The organism is Empedobacter sp. GD03797, from assembly GCF_029842105.1.
Classification (GTDB): domain Bacteria; phylum Bacteroidota; class Bacteroidia; order Flavobacteriales; family Weeksellaceae; genus Empedobacter; species Empedobacter falsenii_C.
In genome coordinates, this window is record NZ_JAOCFS010000040.1 from 1 (window position 1) to 17,937 (window position 17,937).

The following is a 17,937-nucleotide window of genomic DNA, read 5'->3' on the forward strand; positions in this document are numbered from 1 at the left end:
TATTGTCAATGACCCCTTTCTATATGTACGACAAGGAGATACTTTTACCAAAATTTCTTGGGTAGATATTTTATATGTAGAAAGTATGCAAAATTATGTAAAACTACATTTCAAAGATAAATCTATTCTAATTCACCAAACCATGAAAGTATTAGAAGAATCTTTACCAATGAATCATTTTTTTCGCATACATAAATCTTTCTTAGTGAATGTAACACATATAGAAATAATTTCTGGAGGTCGAATTTATATAGGCAAACATGAACTTCCTATTTCTAGGAATAAAAAGGATGAATTACTCAATCAAGTAGTCTATAAAAAATTAATTAGTAAATAAAAATAGCCTCAATATTTATTGAGGCTATTTTATGTGATTAAGGTAAGTTCCAACGTAAACTCAACGCTGAATAAAAGGTTGTCGAAAAACGAGGGTCTGCAATATCTTTCTTTCTAAAAAGACTCTTTAAATTTCGTTCATTTTCAGAAAAAGATCGTACCAAAGTCGTTCCTCCTGTTAATTGGAGTTTTAGCGAATTACTCAATTTTATTTCTGGACGTAAACCAGCAACAACTTGCTGATAACCTACTAATAATGATTTGCCTTCTTTGGATCTTTCAGCAACCATTCCACTAAGATTTACCACACCTTTCAAAGCAATGTTTGTTGTCATTTGGTATCCTGCTTCTACACCTTCTGGAAAATTAATATTCACATTGAATTTGTCCCCTCCAGTTTTCCAATCAAAATAAATTCCTGGCATTACCATAGGAACTCCAAAGTTATTTGATAATACAGGTCCTAACCCTAAAGCCAATTTTGGATTAAAATGTTTAATAAATAAAACTCCTCCTTGCCCCAAAATATCATCAGCAGATATATTTTCCATATCAGTGTAAATACCTACTGAAGCCATTGTCAAAATAGACCATGAAGAACTAATAGGTGAAAAATATTGTAACCCAATTTGCGTATTCAACATTTCTGATGGAAATAATTGTTCTTCATAATTTTTATTGTTCATTTTTGCATATGCAGTACTAAATAACAAAGACCAGTTGCTAACTTTTCCATTTTTTAATTCTTTCGTATATAAAGGAATTTTCAAACTCAACTCAGCTTTTTTGAAATCGCTTTTCGAATCTGTTTTTAAACTATCTATCGGACGTATATAATTGGAAAGTGGTACATATTCCATTTTTAATTGACCCCCAATTTTATTCTGTGCATTCAAGAAAGTCGTTAATAAACTAAACGCGGAAATTAAAATGTTTTTATTCATCTTTTTTTGCCAAAGAGAGGAGTTTTAATAGTAAAAAAATAAATTACTTGACGAATTGCTATTCCTGGTTGATATATGTATATCTCTAATAGATAAAGCATCTTTTCTTAAGAGGATATTTCCCCTCTTGAGAGGGGTTGGGGGAGTGTAAAATTGAGGGTAAGGTTCAGATTAAGGATGAGATTTCTCGATGCCTCGAAATAACAAAGAATACCTGTCATTCCGAAGTAGTGATAACGGATGAGGAATTTAATATCTTAAGAATAACAAATTGTATGCGATTCTGAGACGAGCCCAGAATGACAAAACCCGTTGTCAAAACTGAATTTGATTATTAATAAAAATAAAAGCGTAAAACGTTAAGCGTACAACATAGAACCTAATATAAACTGGCCTTAAAACTCTCACGTTAAGAAAATGTTTGAATGTAACGTTAAAAAGGTTTTAGCCCGTAGGGTTTTTAAAATCTTTAGTGGGGTGAGAATATTTTTAGTAGAGAGATTTACAGCCAAGTCTTTTTTCGTTAGTTTTTTTGACCGTTCCCCGAAGGGCATGTGAATACTGATAATTAAAATTTAAAATTAATGAATAAAAAAAGTGACAAAAGATTCTTCGACAGGCTCAAAATGACAAAATCCGTTTCCAAAAGCGAATTTGATTATTAATAAGAATAAAAACGTAAAACTCAATACGTATCACGTAAAACTAAAAAAAATCCGTAAAACGTTAACCATAGACCGTATAACGTAAAAAAAACACCCCTATAATCCCCTCAAGGGGATAATGTTTGAAATAATTCCCCTCTTGAGAGGGGCTGGGGAGTGTAGAAATGAGGTTAGTTGATTGAGTGGAGCTGTGCTGATTGAGCGGAGTCGAAATCAAAAGTATAGGATGCGATTTTCGACAGACCCAGAATGACACCAAGTAAATTCTATTTCAATAAAAAACAAGAATCGTCAAGTTGAATTCATTTTAGCTTCTCATTATCGTTAGTCAAAGTAGCGTTTTGCAAACCGTTGTATTCAGCTGTAGATCTTACTTGTTTCTTATCAACGTAGACTCCCATATACTTACCTTGCGTGGATTGGCTTCCAATGCTTGTATTTTCTCTTCGTAAGGAACTCGGTAGGGTCTTTTCATTTGTACCTCCAAGAACTCTTTTTTATCTGCCCGTCTTTCATAAAGCATATAACGAGTTTCATCATTCGGGTCACGGTTTGCAATCATCGTAATACAGGTTTGTTCAGAAGCCACACGCTCAAAATGAGGAAGTAATATAGCTTCAAAATTATCTATAACATTGTGTTTAAGACTAAATTCCACTATAACTTCTACTTCTTGTTTATCGGTTTTATTATTAACATAGTTATTATTTAACCTTGCCATTCTCACGTTATCTTCAGAAGTAAAATCGGGATCAACGTATATGTGAACACGTTTTATTAAATTGCCCTCAAACTCAAATACATTGCAAAATTTCCCAAAGGCGGTAACATTGTCAGGAAAAGGTTTGTCGTTTATTGTAATACCTTTTTCCGTACCCTCAACCACAATCATATTTCCCGAAATAATGTAATTGAAATTTTCAATATCATGGCTAAGACCTTTTAGAATACTTGTCATCGTTTCGCCAAATTTTCTGATACCTGATTTGCCATAACCAAATCCAAATTTTGGAAAGTACAGTTCTACATCTTTTGTAAAGAGATTGTAATAGTCGTTGTCAAATTCTCCTGCATCAACTTTTCAGAAATATAGTTCTGCATTAGCTCTTCGTATGTTTTGCATTTCGTTTGTCATATTTTTTTTTTGTTATTTCTATTAATTTTATTTGTTGTGCATACACGCTGCTTGCCGATAAGAATACAAATAATGTAAGGTTACGTTTTTTATATATTTTTGTTTTAAACCAATCATTCCAGAATCAAGGAAAAAAATTATTGGGTAATTGTATCAATCAAAAATTCAGCCGTTTGCCTTGTGAGTTTCTCATCTGAAAATAAGAGATGAGTACTCCAAATTGAAGCAATGCCCGACACAATAAAATGCACTAATATTAATGGATCTTTGTCGCTTTTGAGTTCGCCACTTTTTTTTACTTTAATCAATAATTCTTCAATCAATTTTACAGATGTCAAAGCCTGTTTTTCGAGAATTTTTTTTACCTCGATATCTGTTCTTGCCAATTCAAATGTGGAGTTTGCAGAAAGGCAAGTTTTACTGTCTTGTAAAACAGTTAGTGTTATTGCCCTAACAAGATTTGCCACCGACTTCAAAGGTGTTTCTCCCTTTTCAACAGATTTTTGATATTCCTTTTCTTTGTCTTGTATATAATTTTTTAGGCATTTTAAGAAAAGTTCATGTTTGCTACCATACGTTAGGTAAAGGCTACTACGATTGATTTTCATCGCATCAATCAAATCATTCAAGGACGTAGCATTATACCCTTTTTTCCAAAAGAGATTTCTTGCTATCATCAGCTTATCATCGTAATCAAATTCTTTATGTCTTGGCATATTGCATGTAAATATTGTATATTAAACCGGTTGTTCCAAAATTAATTAATGTATTTGAATAGGATACTATTTAATTCCACTGAAACGATTTACAATAAGCAGTTCTTCTATATCTTCGGTATCGTTGTTCTCGAAAATTTTGTGTAGTTTTTTAATAAATAAATGAGAGTAGATGTACAATAATTTTCATCAAAAGAAAAAATGAGTGAATCTATTGGCTTTTATTTTTGGAGGAAAAAAATTAACTACAGCAAAGCTACTTTACGGCATACGACATAATTAATTCACTGTTTTTATTTGGATTGTATTTAATTATCTATTGTAGAGTTTTAAAAGTGTAATTATTTTGTTTATAGTAGTTTATTCTTTATTATTTCGGAAAAAATATTATTTTATGAATTTGTCCCCCTATTTGTCCCCCCTCTAAAAGTTGAGTTCATTCTATAATTTGGTAAATTTAAAACGCAATTTATATAAGTTGTCATTCTACTCTCTCCTTCTCCTACAATTATGTTAATTCAAAAACTTTAATTTATATGAACGAAGGAACAATTGGTGAAATTCGGATGTTTGCAGGTCCGTATGCTCCTAGGAATTGGGCTTTCTGCTATGGACAAATTTTGTCTATTAATCAGAATCAAGCTTTATTTAGTGTATTGGGAACGATGTATGGAGGAAATGGCGTAACAACATTTGCCTTACCGGATTTTAGAGGCCGAATTCCTGTAGGGTTTTCAAATGAAATTCCTTTAGGAAAAATGGCAGGAGAAGAAGCACATGCCTTAACCTCTACAGAAATACCTGCCCATGTACATCTTGTAGAAATAAAAGGTAATCATTTTAAGGTAAGTGCGAAGGATGCTACTCAAGCAAGAATTACATCAGGTTCTAGTTTGGCTTCACCTGTTGAATCAAGAGGTCGTATGAAAGTTCCCACACAAGGTTTTGTACAGACAGAACCAAATGTTGGGCTGAATAGTAACTCCGTTGAGTTAGGTGATGTTACACTGCAACCGCAAGGAGGAAACCAACGACATGAAAACCGTATGCCTTCTTTAGGGATGAATTATGTGATTTGTTTATTTGGAATCTATCCATCAAGAAATTAATTTATGGACCAAACGATAGGAGAAATTAGAATGTTTGCGGGGAGTTTTGCCCCTCTAGGGTGGATGCTTTGTCAGGGACAATTATTGTCTATAAGTGGAAATGAAGCGTTATACTCTATCATAGGAACTACTTATGGCGGAGATGGTAGTTCTACTTTTGCTTTACCAAACCTTGCTAGCCGTGTGCCAGTTGGAATGGAACAGGGTCCGGGGTTAGGAAATATTACTTTGGGTCAACAAGTAGGGGCAGAAAGAGTAACACTTATGGCTACTCAATTACCTGCTCATACTCATGTCGTAGATAAGAATTCATTACAAGTAACAAATGGAATTGCGAGTAATATGCTATCTACTGCACACGAACCAACAAAAGGAAAAAGTTTGGGTGTTGCAGCAAATAAAGGAATTTCAACTTTAGGGTATAATCAAGAAGTACCTAACATGACGTTACATGAAACTACATTGAAAAATGAAGATTTAACGAAAACAACTTTACCGGTTGGAGGAAATCAGCCCCATAACAATATGCAACCTTATTTGGGAATTAATTTTATTATAGCAATAGAAGGAATTTATCCTTCGCAAAATTAGAATTTATGGAAGACGCTTATATAGGAGAGGTGAGGTTATTTGCTGGCAATTTTGAACCAAGAAATTGGGCATTTTGTCATGGTCAATTAATCGCTATTAGACAAAACACGGCCTTGTTTTCAATATTAGGAACAACATACGGAGGAGATGGTATTAACACTTTTGCTTTGCCAAATTTTATTAATCATGTGGGAATAGGTGTAGGACAAGGACCTGGGCTTTCTGAAAGAGTATTAGGTGAAACAGGAGGAGAAGAAAATGTAACATTATCGACACAAGATATGCCATCTCATATACATGGAGTTGTGATGACGGATCAACCAAAGTTAAAAGTTAGTTCGTCTCCGGCTACGCAAACAACACCTATTACAGGTTCATCAATTGCTCAGCCTGGGTTTTTGGTAAACGGTTCTTTCGCTCCAACAATGGGGGTGAATTTAGAAGAACCTGCAGTAGAATTAAATGCGAATATAGATATGAAATTGAGAACACAGGTTTCAGGTGGATCAATTCCTCATAATAATATGCAACCTTATATTGGGATGAATTATGTGATTTGTTTATACGGAATTTTTCCTCCTAGATGGTAATTAAATATTAAAAAGATGGAAAGTAATAGACGTTCTTTTCTGAAACATACCGCATCCTTAATGGGAATTGCGATGTTGAATCCTTCGTTGAAAGGGATAGCAAATGTTTCTAAAAATATACAAGCATTAACAGATGATTCGCATCTTACGATTTATCAAACCAATAATATGGATCTGTCAATAGATTGTTCCGTTTATAGTCAAATTAAGAGCGAGCTCAACGCCCAATCAACAAATGGAATTTTATTGGACGCAGGTAATTTATTTCGATTAGAACAATTAAATAAATCAACCTTTCAGTCTATTAATTCTGTTGGTTATCATGCAGTTGCTTTAAGTAATAATTATTTGAAATTAGGCGTTAAACCCTTTTTAGATTTAGCAAAATCTTTTGATTTTCCATTTGTGAACTGTAATTATTCTTCTCAGGAAAAAGATTGGAATGAAGTTATTCTCCCTTATGTAATTTTGCATACGAAAGAGTTAAAAATTGGAATAACTGGGGTTGCTGAAAGTGTTTCTAATGCTTCAATTCGTGTTGATAATCCTTATAATGCAGCCAATCGAATAGCAAAAAAATTAAAAACAGAAGATCAATGTGATTTGGTCATTTGTTTATCACAATTGGGAATGGATAAAAATAAATGGAATAGCAAAGATTTAGCTCTGAAAAGCAAAGAAATTGATTTTGTTTTGAGTTCGGTGCAAGGACAGAAATTTAATTATCCGCTAATCTTAAAAAATAAAAAAGACCAAGAAGTGATTTTAACGCAAGGTGGAATGGGTGGAGAATTGATCAGTAAGAGTAGTGTTGCATATAGTATGCAAAAGGATAGAATTAGTTTCGAACATGCATTTATTATGCCAGCATCCTCTTTTGCGAAATCAACTGAAATTCACCGAAAAGTAAAAGAATTACGTAATGTATAATATCAAATTTGTTATGAAAAAAAATTTACTTTATTATAAATTTACGATTCTATTTTTCTTTGGATTCGTTTTTTCTTTAGCTCAAAATTTACCTTATACAGAAGATTTTGAACATGCTACAAATGATAGTTACTCTTTTACTAGTAATGGAAAGCTATTTAAAATAGAAAGTGCTCCTACGGTTGATTATCCTTTAGGTTCTTTTAGAATTCAGGGAAATTATCCTGGCACAGGGTGGAATGGTTTAACAATAGATAATAAATACATTGATAATGACGGTGCAGCAGAATTTGGAGTTAATCCAAGTTTTAAGCTCAAAAGTGAAGGATTTAATTTTACTTCGCAAAATTTTTATCTTTTTTTAGCTGATTATAATTTACAGCAATTTCCTTTTATTACGCCTGTACCAATTATAATTAATGGAAAAGAGAATGGGACAATTATTTTTACAGCAGTTTATATTCCTTTAAATGCTTTTATGACGAATGGATATGTTCAAGTTAATTTGAAAAATATAAATGGAAGGAATTATTCAAATTATGAAATCAATGAACTTGAAATTTCTACAAGTAATCCAACAAATTATGTTGGATTAGATGCATTTACCTGGACAGAAGTCACACCGCCTTTACCAACAATTTGGGAAAATGGTGTTTGGAGTGATGGTGTACCAACACTTACCAAAGATGCTATTCTTAGAGCATCTTATCCACATGATTTGGTTGCAAAAACACTCACATTTGAGGCAGATGTAACTGTTCCTTCAGGCGTTACATATACAGTTGATCGAAACGTTACCAATACTTCTCATCAAGTTGTTTTTGAACATGGTGCTTATTTAATGCAACAAAATGACAATGCTGTAAACATAGGAAATATTAGTTTCAAACGTCAATCAGAGCCAATTTATCGTTTAGAAACCTTGGATTGGTCATCGCCTGTTTTTGGACAAAATATTTTGGCTTTATCCCCTAAAACATTGCAAAATCGTTTTTATCGTTATGACGAGTCTACAAATAATTGGATCGCAAATATTAATGCAGCTGATATTTTTCAAAAAGGGGAATATATAGCGTTTAGAGCGCCAAATAATTTTAATAATTACGGAGAAGGTGTTGCAAAAATATTTGAAGGGACTTTTAATGGAATTCCGAATAATGGTTCTGTTTTAATGGTGTTAACTAAGAATAAATTTGGTAATAATGCAGTAGGGAATCCTTATCCATCTCCAATTGACTTGAAGAAAGTTATATCATTCAATTCAGGAATGTCAACTATTTCAAATGTCTTTGTTTGGACGCATAAAAAACCAATTGTTAATGGAGAATTTTCTGGAGATAATTGGATGATTTACAATGACCAAATGGGATGGAGTGACCCTACAGTAACCTCAACAACAATAGGTGTTGGACAAGGTTTTATTGTACAAGCAGAAAGTAAAGTAGTCTCACCAATACCAACATCAATACCATTTATTTTTAATAATGGTATGCGTGTTACGGGGAACGAAGTGGTTTCATATAAAATGAAAGAAGATGATAAATTTTGGTTGAGTTTAAAACAAAATAATGAAACGTTAAATTCGACTCTTATTGGGTATAAAGAAGGTTCTACGAAACAATATGAAAAGGTTTTTGATGCAGAACCCATGCAAGTCTATCCTGGTATTTATTCGATGATCGATCAGAAAGAAATGTCTATTCAAGGTAGAGGAGCTGAATTTGATGAAAAAGACCAATTTGATTTAGTTGTTAACATCTTAACTCCTGAAAATTACACGATTTCGTTGGCGAAAACAAATGGAATTTTTGCGCAAGGACAATCTATTTACTTAGTTGATAAAGAATTGAATAAAATCACTGATTTATCAAAAGGGGATTATAATTTCATCAGTGACAAGGGTTATTTTGCGAATCGTTTCGAAATAGTCTATACAAACAGTGTATTGCATACAACTGATTTGAATGTAAAAAATAAACTAAATGTTTATACAGAAAATCATACAGTTCATATCCAATCAACTGAAAAATTAAAAACTGTAAAAGTTTATAATCTAGAAGGTAGCTTAGTAAAAAGTATATCTTCTTTAAATACATTTGAGACGCATTTTGATTTATCAACGTCTACTAAAATTTATGTTATTTGGGTTGAATCTTATGATGGAACTAAAATTTCGAAAAAAATAATTGTAAAATAATGTGCGATGAAAAAACAATTAAAAAACATTTTATGTGGAAGTTTATTTTTATTGCTTCCCTTTACAAATCTACATGCAGAAGATGGAAATTCTAGTATTAGTTTTTTTAGTGAAGACACTTCGAATACAAATCCTGGAGGACACGATCCAGGAGATGATCCTGTAGATGCAACTCCTATAAATTCATATACAATAGTTTTATTATTTACAGCTGTTGTTATAGGTTATTATGGAAGAAATAAATACATAAGAAATCATTAAAATTTTTGTGATTTAATCATTAAAAGTCTGAGTTTTTCTCAGACTTTTTTATTTTTATTATTGACTCTTTTTTGGATATTGTTAAGTGAAAAAATTATTATTTTTTTGCAATATATTTCTGATCAAGATGATTATCTGGATATAATTTTGTTAATTTTTCGTTAGCAATCATTTTCAATATATTTTTCAGTTTTGCTAATCTTTTGATCAAGTTCGGCAATTGATTTGTAACGCAATAAACATACTTCTATTATTTGTTGTTCTAGAACTGGATAGTTGACTCTTTTTACTTTGCTATCCAGATTAGAAGTATTACTATCGTCTATCTGCTTTTATTTTAAGAAACTAGATATCCATTTTTGCTATATATCGTATAAGAAATTATATCAGTCAATTTTTATGTTATTCAAAAAATCTTGATTACTTTGTTTTGAAATTACGAAGGGAAAAATAGAATATAAATGACAGAAAAAGAAAAGCGTGAAAAGGGATTGTTGTATAATCCTAATTTAGATCAAGAAATAGTGAATGAGTTGCGTAGTTGTAAAACGCTTTGCCATGAATATAATTTAACAGATTATACAGATTCCGAAAAACGTAAAGCATTAATTCAAAAAATAATCAATAAAGTTGAGGGTGATTTTTTGATAGAACAACCTTTTTGGTGCGACTTCGGTTATAACATCCAAATCGGAAAAGATTTTTATGCAAATCATAATCTTGTCATTTTAGATTGCGCACAAGTCAAATTTGGAAATAACGTGTTTATTGGACCTAATTGTGGATTTTATACAGCTGGACATCCGTTGAATGTGAAAGAAAGAAATGCAGGCTTAGAATATGCAAAGCCAATTACAGTTGGAGATAATGTTTGGTTTGGAGGAAATGTGGTTGTGATGCCTGGTGTTACGATTGGAGATAATACCATTATTGGCGCGGGAAGCGTTGTAACTAAGAATATACCGAGCAATGTGATTGCTGTTGGTAATCCTTGTAAAGTAATGAAAAAGAATGAAATTGATTAAAATTAATTGATTTTCAAGAAGACAAGGAACTCTTTCATTCGATTATAAATATTTACAGCCTTGACTTTTTTGTTTCGTTTTTGTGTCAAGACTTCCCCGAAGGGTATATGAATTCATTTAAAAACAATTAATAACTCATGAATAAAAATGAAAGGAAATTCCTCGATATCTTGAAATAATATATTGGATGCGATTCTGAGACAAGCCCAGAATGACAGAAAATAATTATTACCACATAGATACATAGAACTGAAATAAAAAAAGAGATGTAGAGAGATAAATCTTTTAACATAGTAAGTAGATTGCTATGTTTCTATTGTGGTTAGAAATGTATTTGAATATAGAAAAAGGATGTAGAATCCGGCCTTAAAACTCTCACGTTAAGAAAATGTTTGAATGTAACGTTAAAAAGATTTTAGCCCGTAGGGTTTTTAAAATCTTTAGTGAAATGAGATCATTTTTAGTAGAGAGGTTTACAGCCTTGACTTTTTTGATTACTTTTTTACTCATAAAAAAGTGATAAAAAGAGATTCTTCGACAGGCTCAGAATGACAAAACCCGTTTTCAAAACTGAATTTAATTATTAATAAAAAAAGCGTAAACAATACTCTATAATCCCCTTAAGAAGATAAATTCCTTCTTTAGAAGAAGTTGAAATTCTATAACCTTAAATGGATTAGTTGTAAAGATTATAAGTTGTCTGATATAACATGTTCCTTACATAATCATAATGTAAAATTTTTGGTTTTTCATAAAGACTTTTATTTCAAATTAAATTTGAAAACTATTAAATAGAGTGTACCTTTGGCTTGTGAAACTATGGGCAACTAAAATTTTAATTTTTTTATATATAACAACTTCAACTCAATTGTGTCAGTTATATAAATTGCCTGTGTTTATTTCTCATTTTATTGAACATGATAAAGGAGGAGACTTTTTGGATGAAATGAAAACTTTTTTAGTTCATCATTATGGTGGACATGAGGTTGATGCGGATTGGGAAACTGACCAAAAATTACCTTTCATGAAAGTTGAGTTTGTTCATATCGACTTTTTTTTCTCTCCCATAAAACTCTTTGATGTTTTACATTTAGATAAAGAAATTTCTACGACTTCAATCAAAACATTTGATGAAGATTTCTTATATACTCATTATTTAGATTCTATTTGGCAACCGCCAAAACAAGCGTAACTTTTTTAGATTTTACGATAGATTGATTCTTTCAGTTTATCCAATTTCAGCTATTTACAACTTGTATTTAGCACATTTTTAATCTATACAATTTTACGATGTTAAATAAAATTATTGATTTTTCAATCAAGAATAAATTTATCGTGGGTTTGTTTACGTTGGCTTTGTTGGTATTTGGTATCTACGATGCAACAAAATTACCCATTGATGCACAACCTGATATTACATCTAATCAGGTTCAAATTATCACTGTAGCGCCTTCTTTTAGTGCAGAAGATATAGAGCGCTTGGTGACTTTTCCTATCGAACAAGCTAATTCTAATATTGGTGGAATTACTGAAATTCGTAGTTTTTCTCGTTTTGGATTATCATTGGTAACCATTGTTTTTGATGACAATACAGATGTTTATTGGGCGCGACAACAAGTAAGTGAACGATTGATTCAGGTTCAAAATGAGATTCCAGAAGGTATTGGTGAACCACAACTTGGTCCAATTTCGACAGGTTTGGGGGAAATCTATCAATACGTTGTTCGTCCTGCCGAAGGTTACGAAGATCAATATGATGAAACTGAATTAAGAACTATTCAAGATTGGATTGTTCGTCGTCAACTTTTGGGCGTTCCTGGAGTAGCGGATGTGAGTAGTTTCGGTGGAAAATTGAAACAATACGAAATAGCGATTGATCCACAACGTTTACAATCTTTTAATCTGACAATTAATGATTTATTTGATGCACTGAGCGAGAATAATCAAAATACAGGTGGAGCTTATATCGAAAAAGGTCCTACTTCTTTATTTATCCGTTCTGAAGGTTTAATTGGTAAAATAGAAGATATCGAAAATATTTTGGTCAAACGCTCGCAAAGCGGAACACCTATTTTATTGAGAGATGTTGCAGATGTAAAAACTGGTTTTGCTACACGTTATGGTGCAATGACATATAACGATACAGGTGAGGTTTCTGGTGCAATTGTTATGATGTTGAAAGGAGCGAATAGTAACGTAGTGGTGAAGAATGTACAACAACGCATCGAAGAGATCAAAAAGACGTTACCTGAAGGAGTTGTTATTGAACCTTTCTTAGACCGTAAAAAAATGGTTGACAATACGATTCATACGGTTGAAACAAATCTACTTGAAGGAGCCTTAATCGTTGTCTTTATTTTAGTGCTTTTCTTAGGAAATTTACGTGCTGGTTTTATTGTAGCTTCTGTTATTCCTCTAGCCTTATTATTCGCGATTATTATGATGAATATTTTTGGTGTAGGTGGAAACTTGATGAGTCTAGGCGCATTAGATTTCGGATTAATTGTTGACGGAGCTGTGATTATTGTAGAAGCGGCGATGCATCAGTTAGCGCATAACAAAAAGTTTGGGTTGAAGAACAAATTAACACAAACAGAAATGGGTCAAACAGTTGGTTCTTCAGCTAAAAAAATGGTGAATTCGGCTGTTTTTGGTCAAATTATTATTCTAATTGTTTATTTACCAATTTTTACTTTACAAGGAATAGAAGGGAAAATGTTCAAACCAATGGCGCAAACTGTTGCTTTCGCATTGATTGGTGCATTTATTCTTTCGTTGACTTATGTTCCGATGATGACCAGCTTATTCTTAAGTAAAAAGAAGAAAGTGAAACCAAATTTATCGGATCGTGTAATGGCTAAAATTGAGATTTTCCATCAGAAATATTTAATCAAAGCCTTAAAAGTTCGTACTATTATTTTAGCAATTGTGCTTTCTCTATTTGCTATTGCTGTTTTTGTGATGTCTCGTTTAGGTGGAGAATTTATTCCAGCTTTAGAAGAAGGCGATTTTGCTGTAGAAGCACGTATTTTACCAGGAAGTAATATTACGACAACAATAGAATACACAAATAAAGCAGCTAAAATACTGAAAGATCGTTTCCCTGAAGTTGAAATGGTTGTCACAAAAATTGGGAGTGGAGAGATTCCTACCGAGCCAATGCCAATGGATGCAGGAGATATGATTATTGTATTAAAACCTAAAAAAGAATGGACTTCTGCCACAACTTTTCCAGAATTATCGGATAAAATGAGTAAAGCTTTGGAAGATGTACCAGGACTTTCAACGGGATTTCAATTTCCTGTTCAGATGCGTTTTAACGAATTAATGACAGGAGCACGACAAGATGTGGTGGTGAAAATATTTGGTGAAAATTTAGATAGTTTAGCCAAGAATGCAGATAAATTAGGAAAAATAATCAATACTGTAAAAGGAGCGCAAGACTTATATATCGAACCAATTAATGGAATTCCGCAAGTTGTGATTGAGTTTGATCGCGCTTTATTAGCGCAATATGGATTGAGTATTGGAGAAGCAAATCGAATTATTAATATGGCTTTTGCAGGACAATCTACTGGAATGGTTTTCGAAGGTGAAAAACGTTTTGATATGGTGGTTCGTTTAGCAGAAGATAAACGCGAAAATATCGAAGATATTCGAAATTTATTGATTCCTACTGCTTCTGGAATTCAGATTCCATTGAATCAATTAGCAAAAGTAGATTATAAAAATACGCCAAATCAAATTCAGCGCGAAGATGCAAAACGTAGAATTGTTGTTGGATTTAATGTAAAAGGACGCGATATAGAGAGTGTTGTGCAAGAGTTGCAACAAAAGGTTGATGCTCAAGTCAAACTTCCTACAGGGTATTATGCGACTTATGGTGGAGCTTTCGAAAATTTGAATCATGCAAAAGCTCGCTTAGGTATTGCTGTTCCAGTCGCCTTGGTTTTGATTTTTGTGTTGTTATTCTTTGCATTCAAATCAATCAAAGAAAGTTTATTAATTTATACAGCCATTCCGCTTTCTTCAATCGGTGGAATACTATTCTTAGCTGCTCGAGATATGCCTTTCAGTATTAGTGCTGGAGTTGGATTTATCGCCCTTTTTGGAATTGCCGTTTTAAATGGAATTGTATTAATCTCAGAATACAATCGTCTACGTGATAACGGAATTAAAAATACAACTCGAATTGTTATTATGGGAACACGAACTCGTCTTCGTCCTGTCCTAATGACAGCAGCTGTAGCCTCTTTAGGTTTCTTACCAATGGCTCTTAGTAATGGTTCGGGTGCAGAAGTTCAACGTCCATTAGCAACTGTTGTCATCGGAGGATTAATGGGTGCAACTTTTCTTACCCTTTTTGTTTTACCAATTTTATATGTTATGTTCGAAAATATTCATTTTAAAAAGAAATCAACTCGTCATAAATCAATTCCTACAGCTATTTTATTAGTTTTGTTTGGAGCAACTGCCAATGCGCAAGAACGTATGAGTTTTGATGAGGTTGTAAAATTAGCTGACGCGAATAACCTCGAAATTAAACAAGCAGAATTGACTACTGTTTATCACGAGAAAAATGTATTTACCAATCGTTCGCTTTCACCTTTAGATATAGCTGCGGAATTTGGACAAGTGAATTCGGGTGAATTTGATAACAAATTTACTATTTCGCAATCGTTTCAATTTCCTGTGGTTTTTAAACGTCAAAAAGCTTTGAACGAACAAATGATCAGTACTTCTAAAGCAAATGAACAATTGACGAAAGTTGAAATTAAACAACGATTAGCCAATTTGTATGTCAATATGCAAAATACAGAATATCAACAAGATTTATTGAAAGAAAATGAATTGATTTACCAAGAGTTTTTGAAGAAAGCAAATTTACGTTTGAAAAAAGGTGAATCAAATCGAAGTGAGGTTTCAACGGCTATTATTCAGTTGAAATCGATTCAAAATCAATTGAGATTAGTTGAGAATGAATTAGAAAATGAATCAAGACAAATTCAATTTTTAACCAATTCATCATTCAAAATTTATCCAACAAAAGATGGTGTAAATTGGAATGGAATTGCAGGATTATCTGTTTTAGATGCACATCCAATGTTAAAATTAGCGGAAGAAAATATTCAGACTTCAACGCTGGAAACTGAAGTTGAGAAATCGAAAAAAGTTCCAGTTTTAACAGTTGGATATTCAAATCAAAGCTTTTCTGATTTGGACAAAAATCGATACAATTCTTTTCAAGTAGGAGTTGGCTTACCTTTGTTTAATAGAGGAATTAATTCGTCAATCGAAGCCTCAAAAGTTAAAACTGATCTTGCAAAACAAGCGTATACTTTACAACAATCGAAGTTGCAACAAGATTTTGATGTATTAAAAAATAAAGTAAATGCTTACGAAGAAATGGTAGGGGATTTTGAACAATCTCAACTTCCTGCTGCGAATGATTTACAAAAAACAATTAATCGTCAATTACTAGAAGGAGAGATTAATTTTTTGGATTGGGTGATTCTGAATAATCAAATCATCGAAGTGAAAACAAAGTTTTTAGAAGCAAAGAATCTACGTAATCAGGCTTATGCCGCAATGACTTTTTATACTGCACAATAATATGAAAAAATATATCTTAATGCTTTGTACATCTCTTGTTGTGATGAGTTGTAACAAAGAAGAAACAAAACCCGAAGTAGAGCAAAAAGCAACTATTTCTACCTCAATTTTAAAGTTGACAGATGCTCAATTAAAGAATTTTGAAATTGATACTACCTCTTTACGTCATCAGAATTTACCTACAACTATTCGGTTGAATGCAAAGACGGCTGTAACCCCAGAGAATACTATTTCTATCACCAATGCTTTTGGTGGTTATGTGAAACGAATTGCACTAATTCCAGGAAATTATGTGAATAAAGGACAAGTTTTAGTGGTTTTAGAAGATCCGCAGTATATTCAAATGCAAGAAGATTATCTCACAACAAAAGCTTTGTTAGAGCAGGCTAGTGCAGATTATGTTCGTCAAAAGGATTTGAATGCAGAGCAGGCAGCAAGTGACAAAGTGATGCAACAAGCGAAAGCAACACGTCAATCGTTGATGGTAAAGAAAAGTTCGTTGGAACAGAAACTTAGGTTAATGAATATCAATCCTTCTTCAGTATCGTTGAGTAATATTAGACGTACCATCAATGTTTATGCACCAATTAGCGGAATGGTGAGTCAGGTTTTTGCGAATACAGGACAATATATTTCACCAGCAGATGCGATGTTAGAAATTATTAATCCTGATCGTTCTTTGTTGAACGTAAAAGTGTTTGAAAAAGATCTAAGTAACATTCAGATTGGTCAATTTTTGAAAGCTTATACCAATGCAAAACCAGATCAAAAGTTAGATGCGCAAATCACCTCAATTTCTAATCAAGTGAATGAAGATGGAACGGTTGATATTTTTGCACGAATTACGAATGCGAATGGAACGCGATTAACAGCGAATATGTATTTCAATATCGAATTGCAGGTGAATTCACTTGATGCCAATGTTTTACCAGAAGAAGCTATAATTCAGTTTGAAGGAAAAGATTATGTGTTCGAAAGACAAACTAAAAATCAGTTTCGTTTAGTTCCTGTAGAAATAGGAAGTTCTGCGAATAAAATGATTGAAATAAAATCTCCTCAAAATTCAGGAAAAGTCTATGTTTCGAAAGGAGCTTACAATCTTTTGACTGCGATGAAAAATAGTGGAGAAGAGGAGTAGGTATTTTTGAAAATATAAAATAAATTGAGAAGCTGAATTCATTTCAGCTTCTTATTATCGTCAGTCAGAGTGGCGTTTTCAAAACGTTGTATCGAAGACTTAGACGATAAAACGAAAATAAAAAAACACCCCTATAATTCCCTCAAGGGGATAGCAGATTGAAAATTCCCCTCTTGAGAGGGGTTAGGGGAGTGTGTAAATGAGATTGAGGCTCAGATTTCTCGATGCTTCGAAATAACAAAGAATACCTGTCATTCCGAAGTAGTGAGAATGGATGAGGAATCTAGTATTTTAAGAATAACAAATTGGATGCGATTCTGAGACAAGTCTAGAATGACAAAGTCTGTTGTTAAAAGTGATAACGAATTTGAATATTGAAAAAGAATTAAAAAAAATGTCATATGATTTGGAGACGAGTGTTAAAAAGTTGCAAGTCATGATTAAAATGTTTTACTATTTGCGTAGCAAATGATTTAAAACATTGAATGACTGAAACTAATTTTGACCGTCGAAAATCAAAGACAAGTCTTTTTTGGTTCCTTTTTTTACCGTTCCCCGAAGGGCATATGAATACTGATAATTAAAATTTAAAATTAATGAATAAAAAAAGAACAATAAGAAAAGGAATACCTAAGCCATACTATGGCTTCTCCTTTTAATTTCAAATGTTGTTAAAATGAATTAGAA

At 32.5% G+C, this 17,937-nt stretch carries 14 protein-coding genes; 11 read left to right on the plus strand and 3 right to left on the minus strand.

Annotated features, from left to right (window positions below):
• Positions 1–337, plus strand: a 337-nt coding sequence (locus N5D90_RS16095) for a LytTR family DNA-binding domain-containing protein (protein ID WP_280063287.1), incomplete at its 5' end; no start/stop codon positions are given.
• 37 nt (positions 338–374) lie between these two features.
• Here the strand turns inward: N5D90_RS16095 and N5D90_RS16100 are convergent.
• From N5D90_RS16100 to N5D90_RS16110, 3 genes are all read right to left on the minus strand, one after another.
• On the minus strand, positions 375–1,280 hold the full coding sequence (locus N5D90_RS16100; protein WP_280063289.1) for a DUF6268 family outer membrane beta-barrel protein: 906 nt from the start codon (positions 1,278–1,280) through the stop codon (positions 375–377).
• A gap of 1,035 nt (positions 1,281–2,315) precedes the next feature.
• Entirely contained in the window at positions 2,316–2,903 is a 588-nt protein-coding gene (locus tag N5D90_RS16105; RefSeq protein ID WP_280063291.1) for a hypothetical protein, read from the minus strand.
• 314 nt (positions 2,904–3,217) lie between these two features.
• Positions 3,218–3,796 (minus strand): TetR/AcrR family transcriptional regulator, encoded by a 579-nt coding sequence (locus N5D90_RS16110; RefSeq protein WP_280063292.1) that lies wholly within the window; start codon positions 3,794–3,796, stop codon positions 3,218–3,220.
• A 536-nt stretch (positions 3,797–4,332) separates the two neighbouring features.
• On the opposite strand from N5D90_RS16110, the gene N5D90_RS16115 reads away from it, so the two are divergent.
• From N5D90_RS16115 to N5D90_RS16160, 10 genes are all read left to right on the plus strand, one after another.
• Positions 4,333–4,905: a phage tail protein gene (locus N5D90_RS16115; protein ID WP_280063293.1), complete on the plus strand. Its 573-nt coding sequence runs from the start codon at positions 4,333–4,335 to the stop codon at positions 4,903–4,905.
• Positions 4,906–4,908: 3 nt separating this feature from the next.
• The gene (locus tag N5D90_RS16120; RefSeq protein ID WP_280063295.1) at positions 4,909–5,496 is read left to right on the plus strand and encodes a phage tail protein; all 588 of its coding nucleotides are present in this window, start codon (positions 4,909–4,911) and stop codon (positions 5,494–5,496) included.
• Between the two features lie 5 nt (positions 5,497–5,501).
• Positions 5,502–6,086, plus strand: a complete 585-nt coding sequence (locus N5D90_RS16125) for a phage tail protein (protein ID WP_280063297.1) — start codon at positions 5,502–5,504, stop codon at positions 6,084–6,086.
• Positions 6,087–6,101: 15 nt separating this feature from the next.
• A complete protein-coding gene (locus N5D90_RS16130) occupies positions 6,102–7,016 on the plus strand; it encodes a hypothetical protein (RefSeq protein ID WP_280063298.1) in 915 nt (304 codons plus the stop codon).
• A 13-nt stretch (positions 7,017–7,029) separates the two neighbouring features.
• Positions 7,030–9,213 (plus strand): hypothetical protein, encoded by a 2,184-nt coding sequence (locus tag N5D90_RS16135; RefSeq protein WP_280063300.1) that lies wholly within the window; start codon positions 7,030–7,032, stop codon positions 9,211–9,213.
• A gap of 6 nt (positions 9,214–9,219) precedes the next feature.
• A complete protein-coding gene (locus tag N5D90_RS16140; protein ID WP_280063301.1) occupies positions 9,220–9,474 on the plus strand; it encodes a hypothetical protein in 255 nt (84 codons plus the stop codon).
• Between the two features lie 461 nt (positions 9,475–9,935).
• Positions 9,936–10,499 carry a sugar O-acetyltransferase gene (locus N5D90_RS16145; protein WP_280063302.1) on the plus strand — a complete coding sequence of 188 codons (564 nt, stop codon included), beginning with the start codon at positions 9,936–9,938 and terminating at the stop codon, positions 10,497–10,499.
• An 868-nt stretch (positions 10,500–11,367) separates the two neighbouring features.
• Positions 11,368–11,691 carry a hypothetical protein gene (locus N5D90_RS16150; protein WP_185655210.1) on the plus strand — a complete coding sequence of 108 codons (324 nt, stop codon included), beginning with the start codon at positions 11,368–11,370 and terminating at the stop codon, positions 11,689–11,691.
• Positions 11,692–11,789: 98 nt separating this feature from the next.
• On the plus strand, positions 11,790–16,112 hold the full coding sequence (locus N5D90_RS16155; RefSeq protein WP_280063304.1) for a CusA/CzcA family heavy metal efflux RND transporter: 4,323 nt from the start codon (positions 11,790–11,792) through the stop codon (positions 16,110–16,112).
• A gap of 1 nt (position 16,113) precedes the next feature.
• A complete protein-coding gene (locus N5D90_RS16160) occupies positions 16,114–17,250 on the plus strand; it encodes an efflux RND transporter periplasmic adaptor subunit (RefSeq protein ID WP_280063306.1) in 1,137 nt (378 codons plus the stop codon).
• Positions 17,251–17,937: the final 687 nt, after the last annotated feature.

Excerpts from the sequence above, each read along its gene's own strand:
- N5D90_RS16155 (WP_280063304.1), top strand. The coding sequence starts at position 11,790 with ATGTTAAATAAAATTATTGATTTTTCAATCAAGAATAAATTTATCGTG.
- N5D90_RS16100 (WP_280063289.1), bottom strand. The coding sequence starts at position 1,280 with ATGAATAAAAACATTTTAATTTCCGCGTTTAGTTTATTAACGACTTTC.
- N5D90_RS16125 (WP_280063297.1), top strand. The coding sequence starts at position 5,502 with ATGGAAGACGCTTATATAGGAGAGGTGAGGTTATTTGCTGGCAATTTT.
- N5D90_RS16145 (WP_280063302.1), top strand. The coding sequence starts at position 9,936 with ATGACAGAAAAAGAAAAGCGTGAAAAGGGATTGTTGTATAATCCTAAT.
- N5D90_RS16135 (WP_280063300.1), top strand. The coding sequence starts at position 7,030 with ATGAAAAAAAATTTACTTTATTATAAATTTACGATTCTATTTTTCTTT.
- N5D90_RS16120 (WP_280063295.1), top strand. The coding sequence starts at position 4,909 with ATGGACCAAACGATAGGAGAAATTAGAATGTTTGCGGGGAGTTTTGCC.
- N5D90_RS16130 (WP_280063298.1), top strand. The coding sequence starts at position 6,102 with ATGGAAAGTAATAGACGTTCTTTTCTGAAACATACCGCATCCTTAATG.
- N5D90_RS16160 (WP_280063306.1), top strand. The coding sequence starts at position 16,114 with ATGAAAAAATATATCTTAATGCTTTGTACATCTCTTGTTGTGATGAGT.
- N5D90_RS16115 (WP_280063293.1), top strand. The coding sequence starts at position 4,333 with ATGAACGAAGGAACAATTGGTGAAATTCGGATGTTTGCAGGTCCGTAT.
- N5D90_RS16140 (WP_280063301.1), top strand. The coding sequence starts at position 9,220 with ATGAAAAAACAATTAAAAAACATTTTATGTGGAAGTTTATTTTTATTG.
- N5D90_RS16105 (WP_280063291.1), bottom strand. The coding sequence starts at position 2,903 with ATGACAAGTATTCTAAAAGGTCTTAGCCATGATATTGAAAATTTCAAT.
- N5D90_RS16110 (WP_280063292.1), bottom strand. The coding sequence starts at position 3,796 with ATGCCAAGACATAAAGAATTTGATTACGATGATAAGCTGATGATAGCA.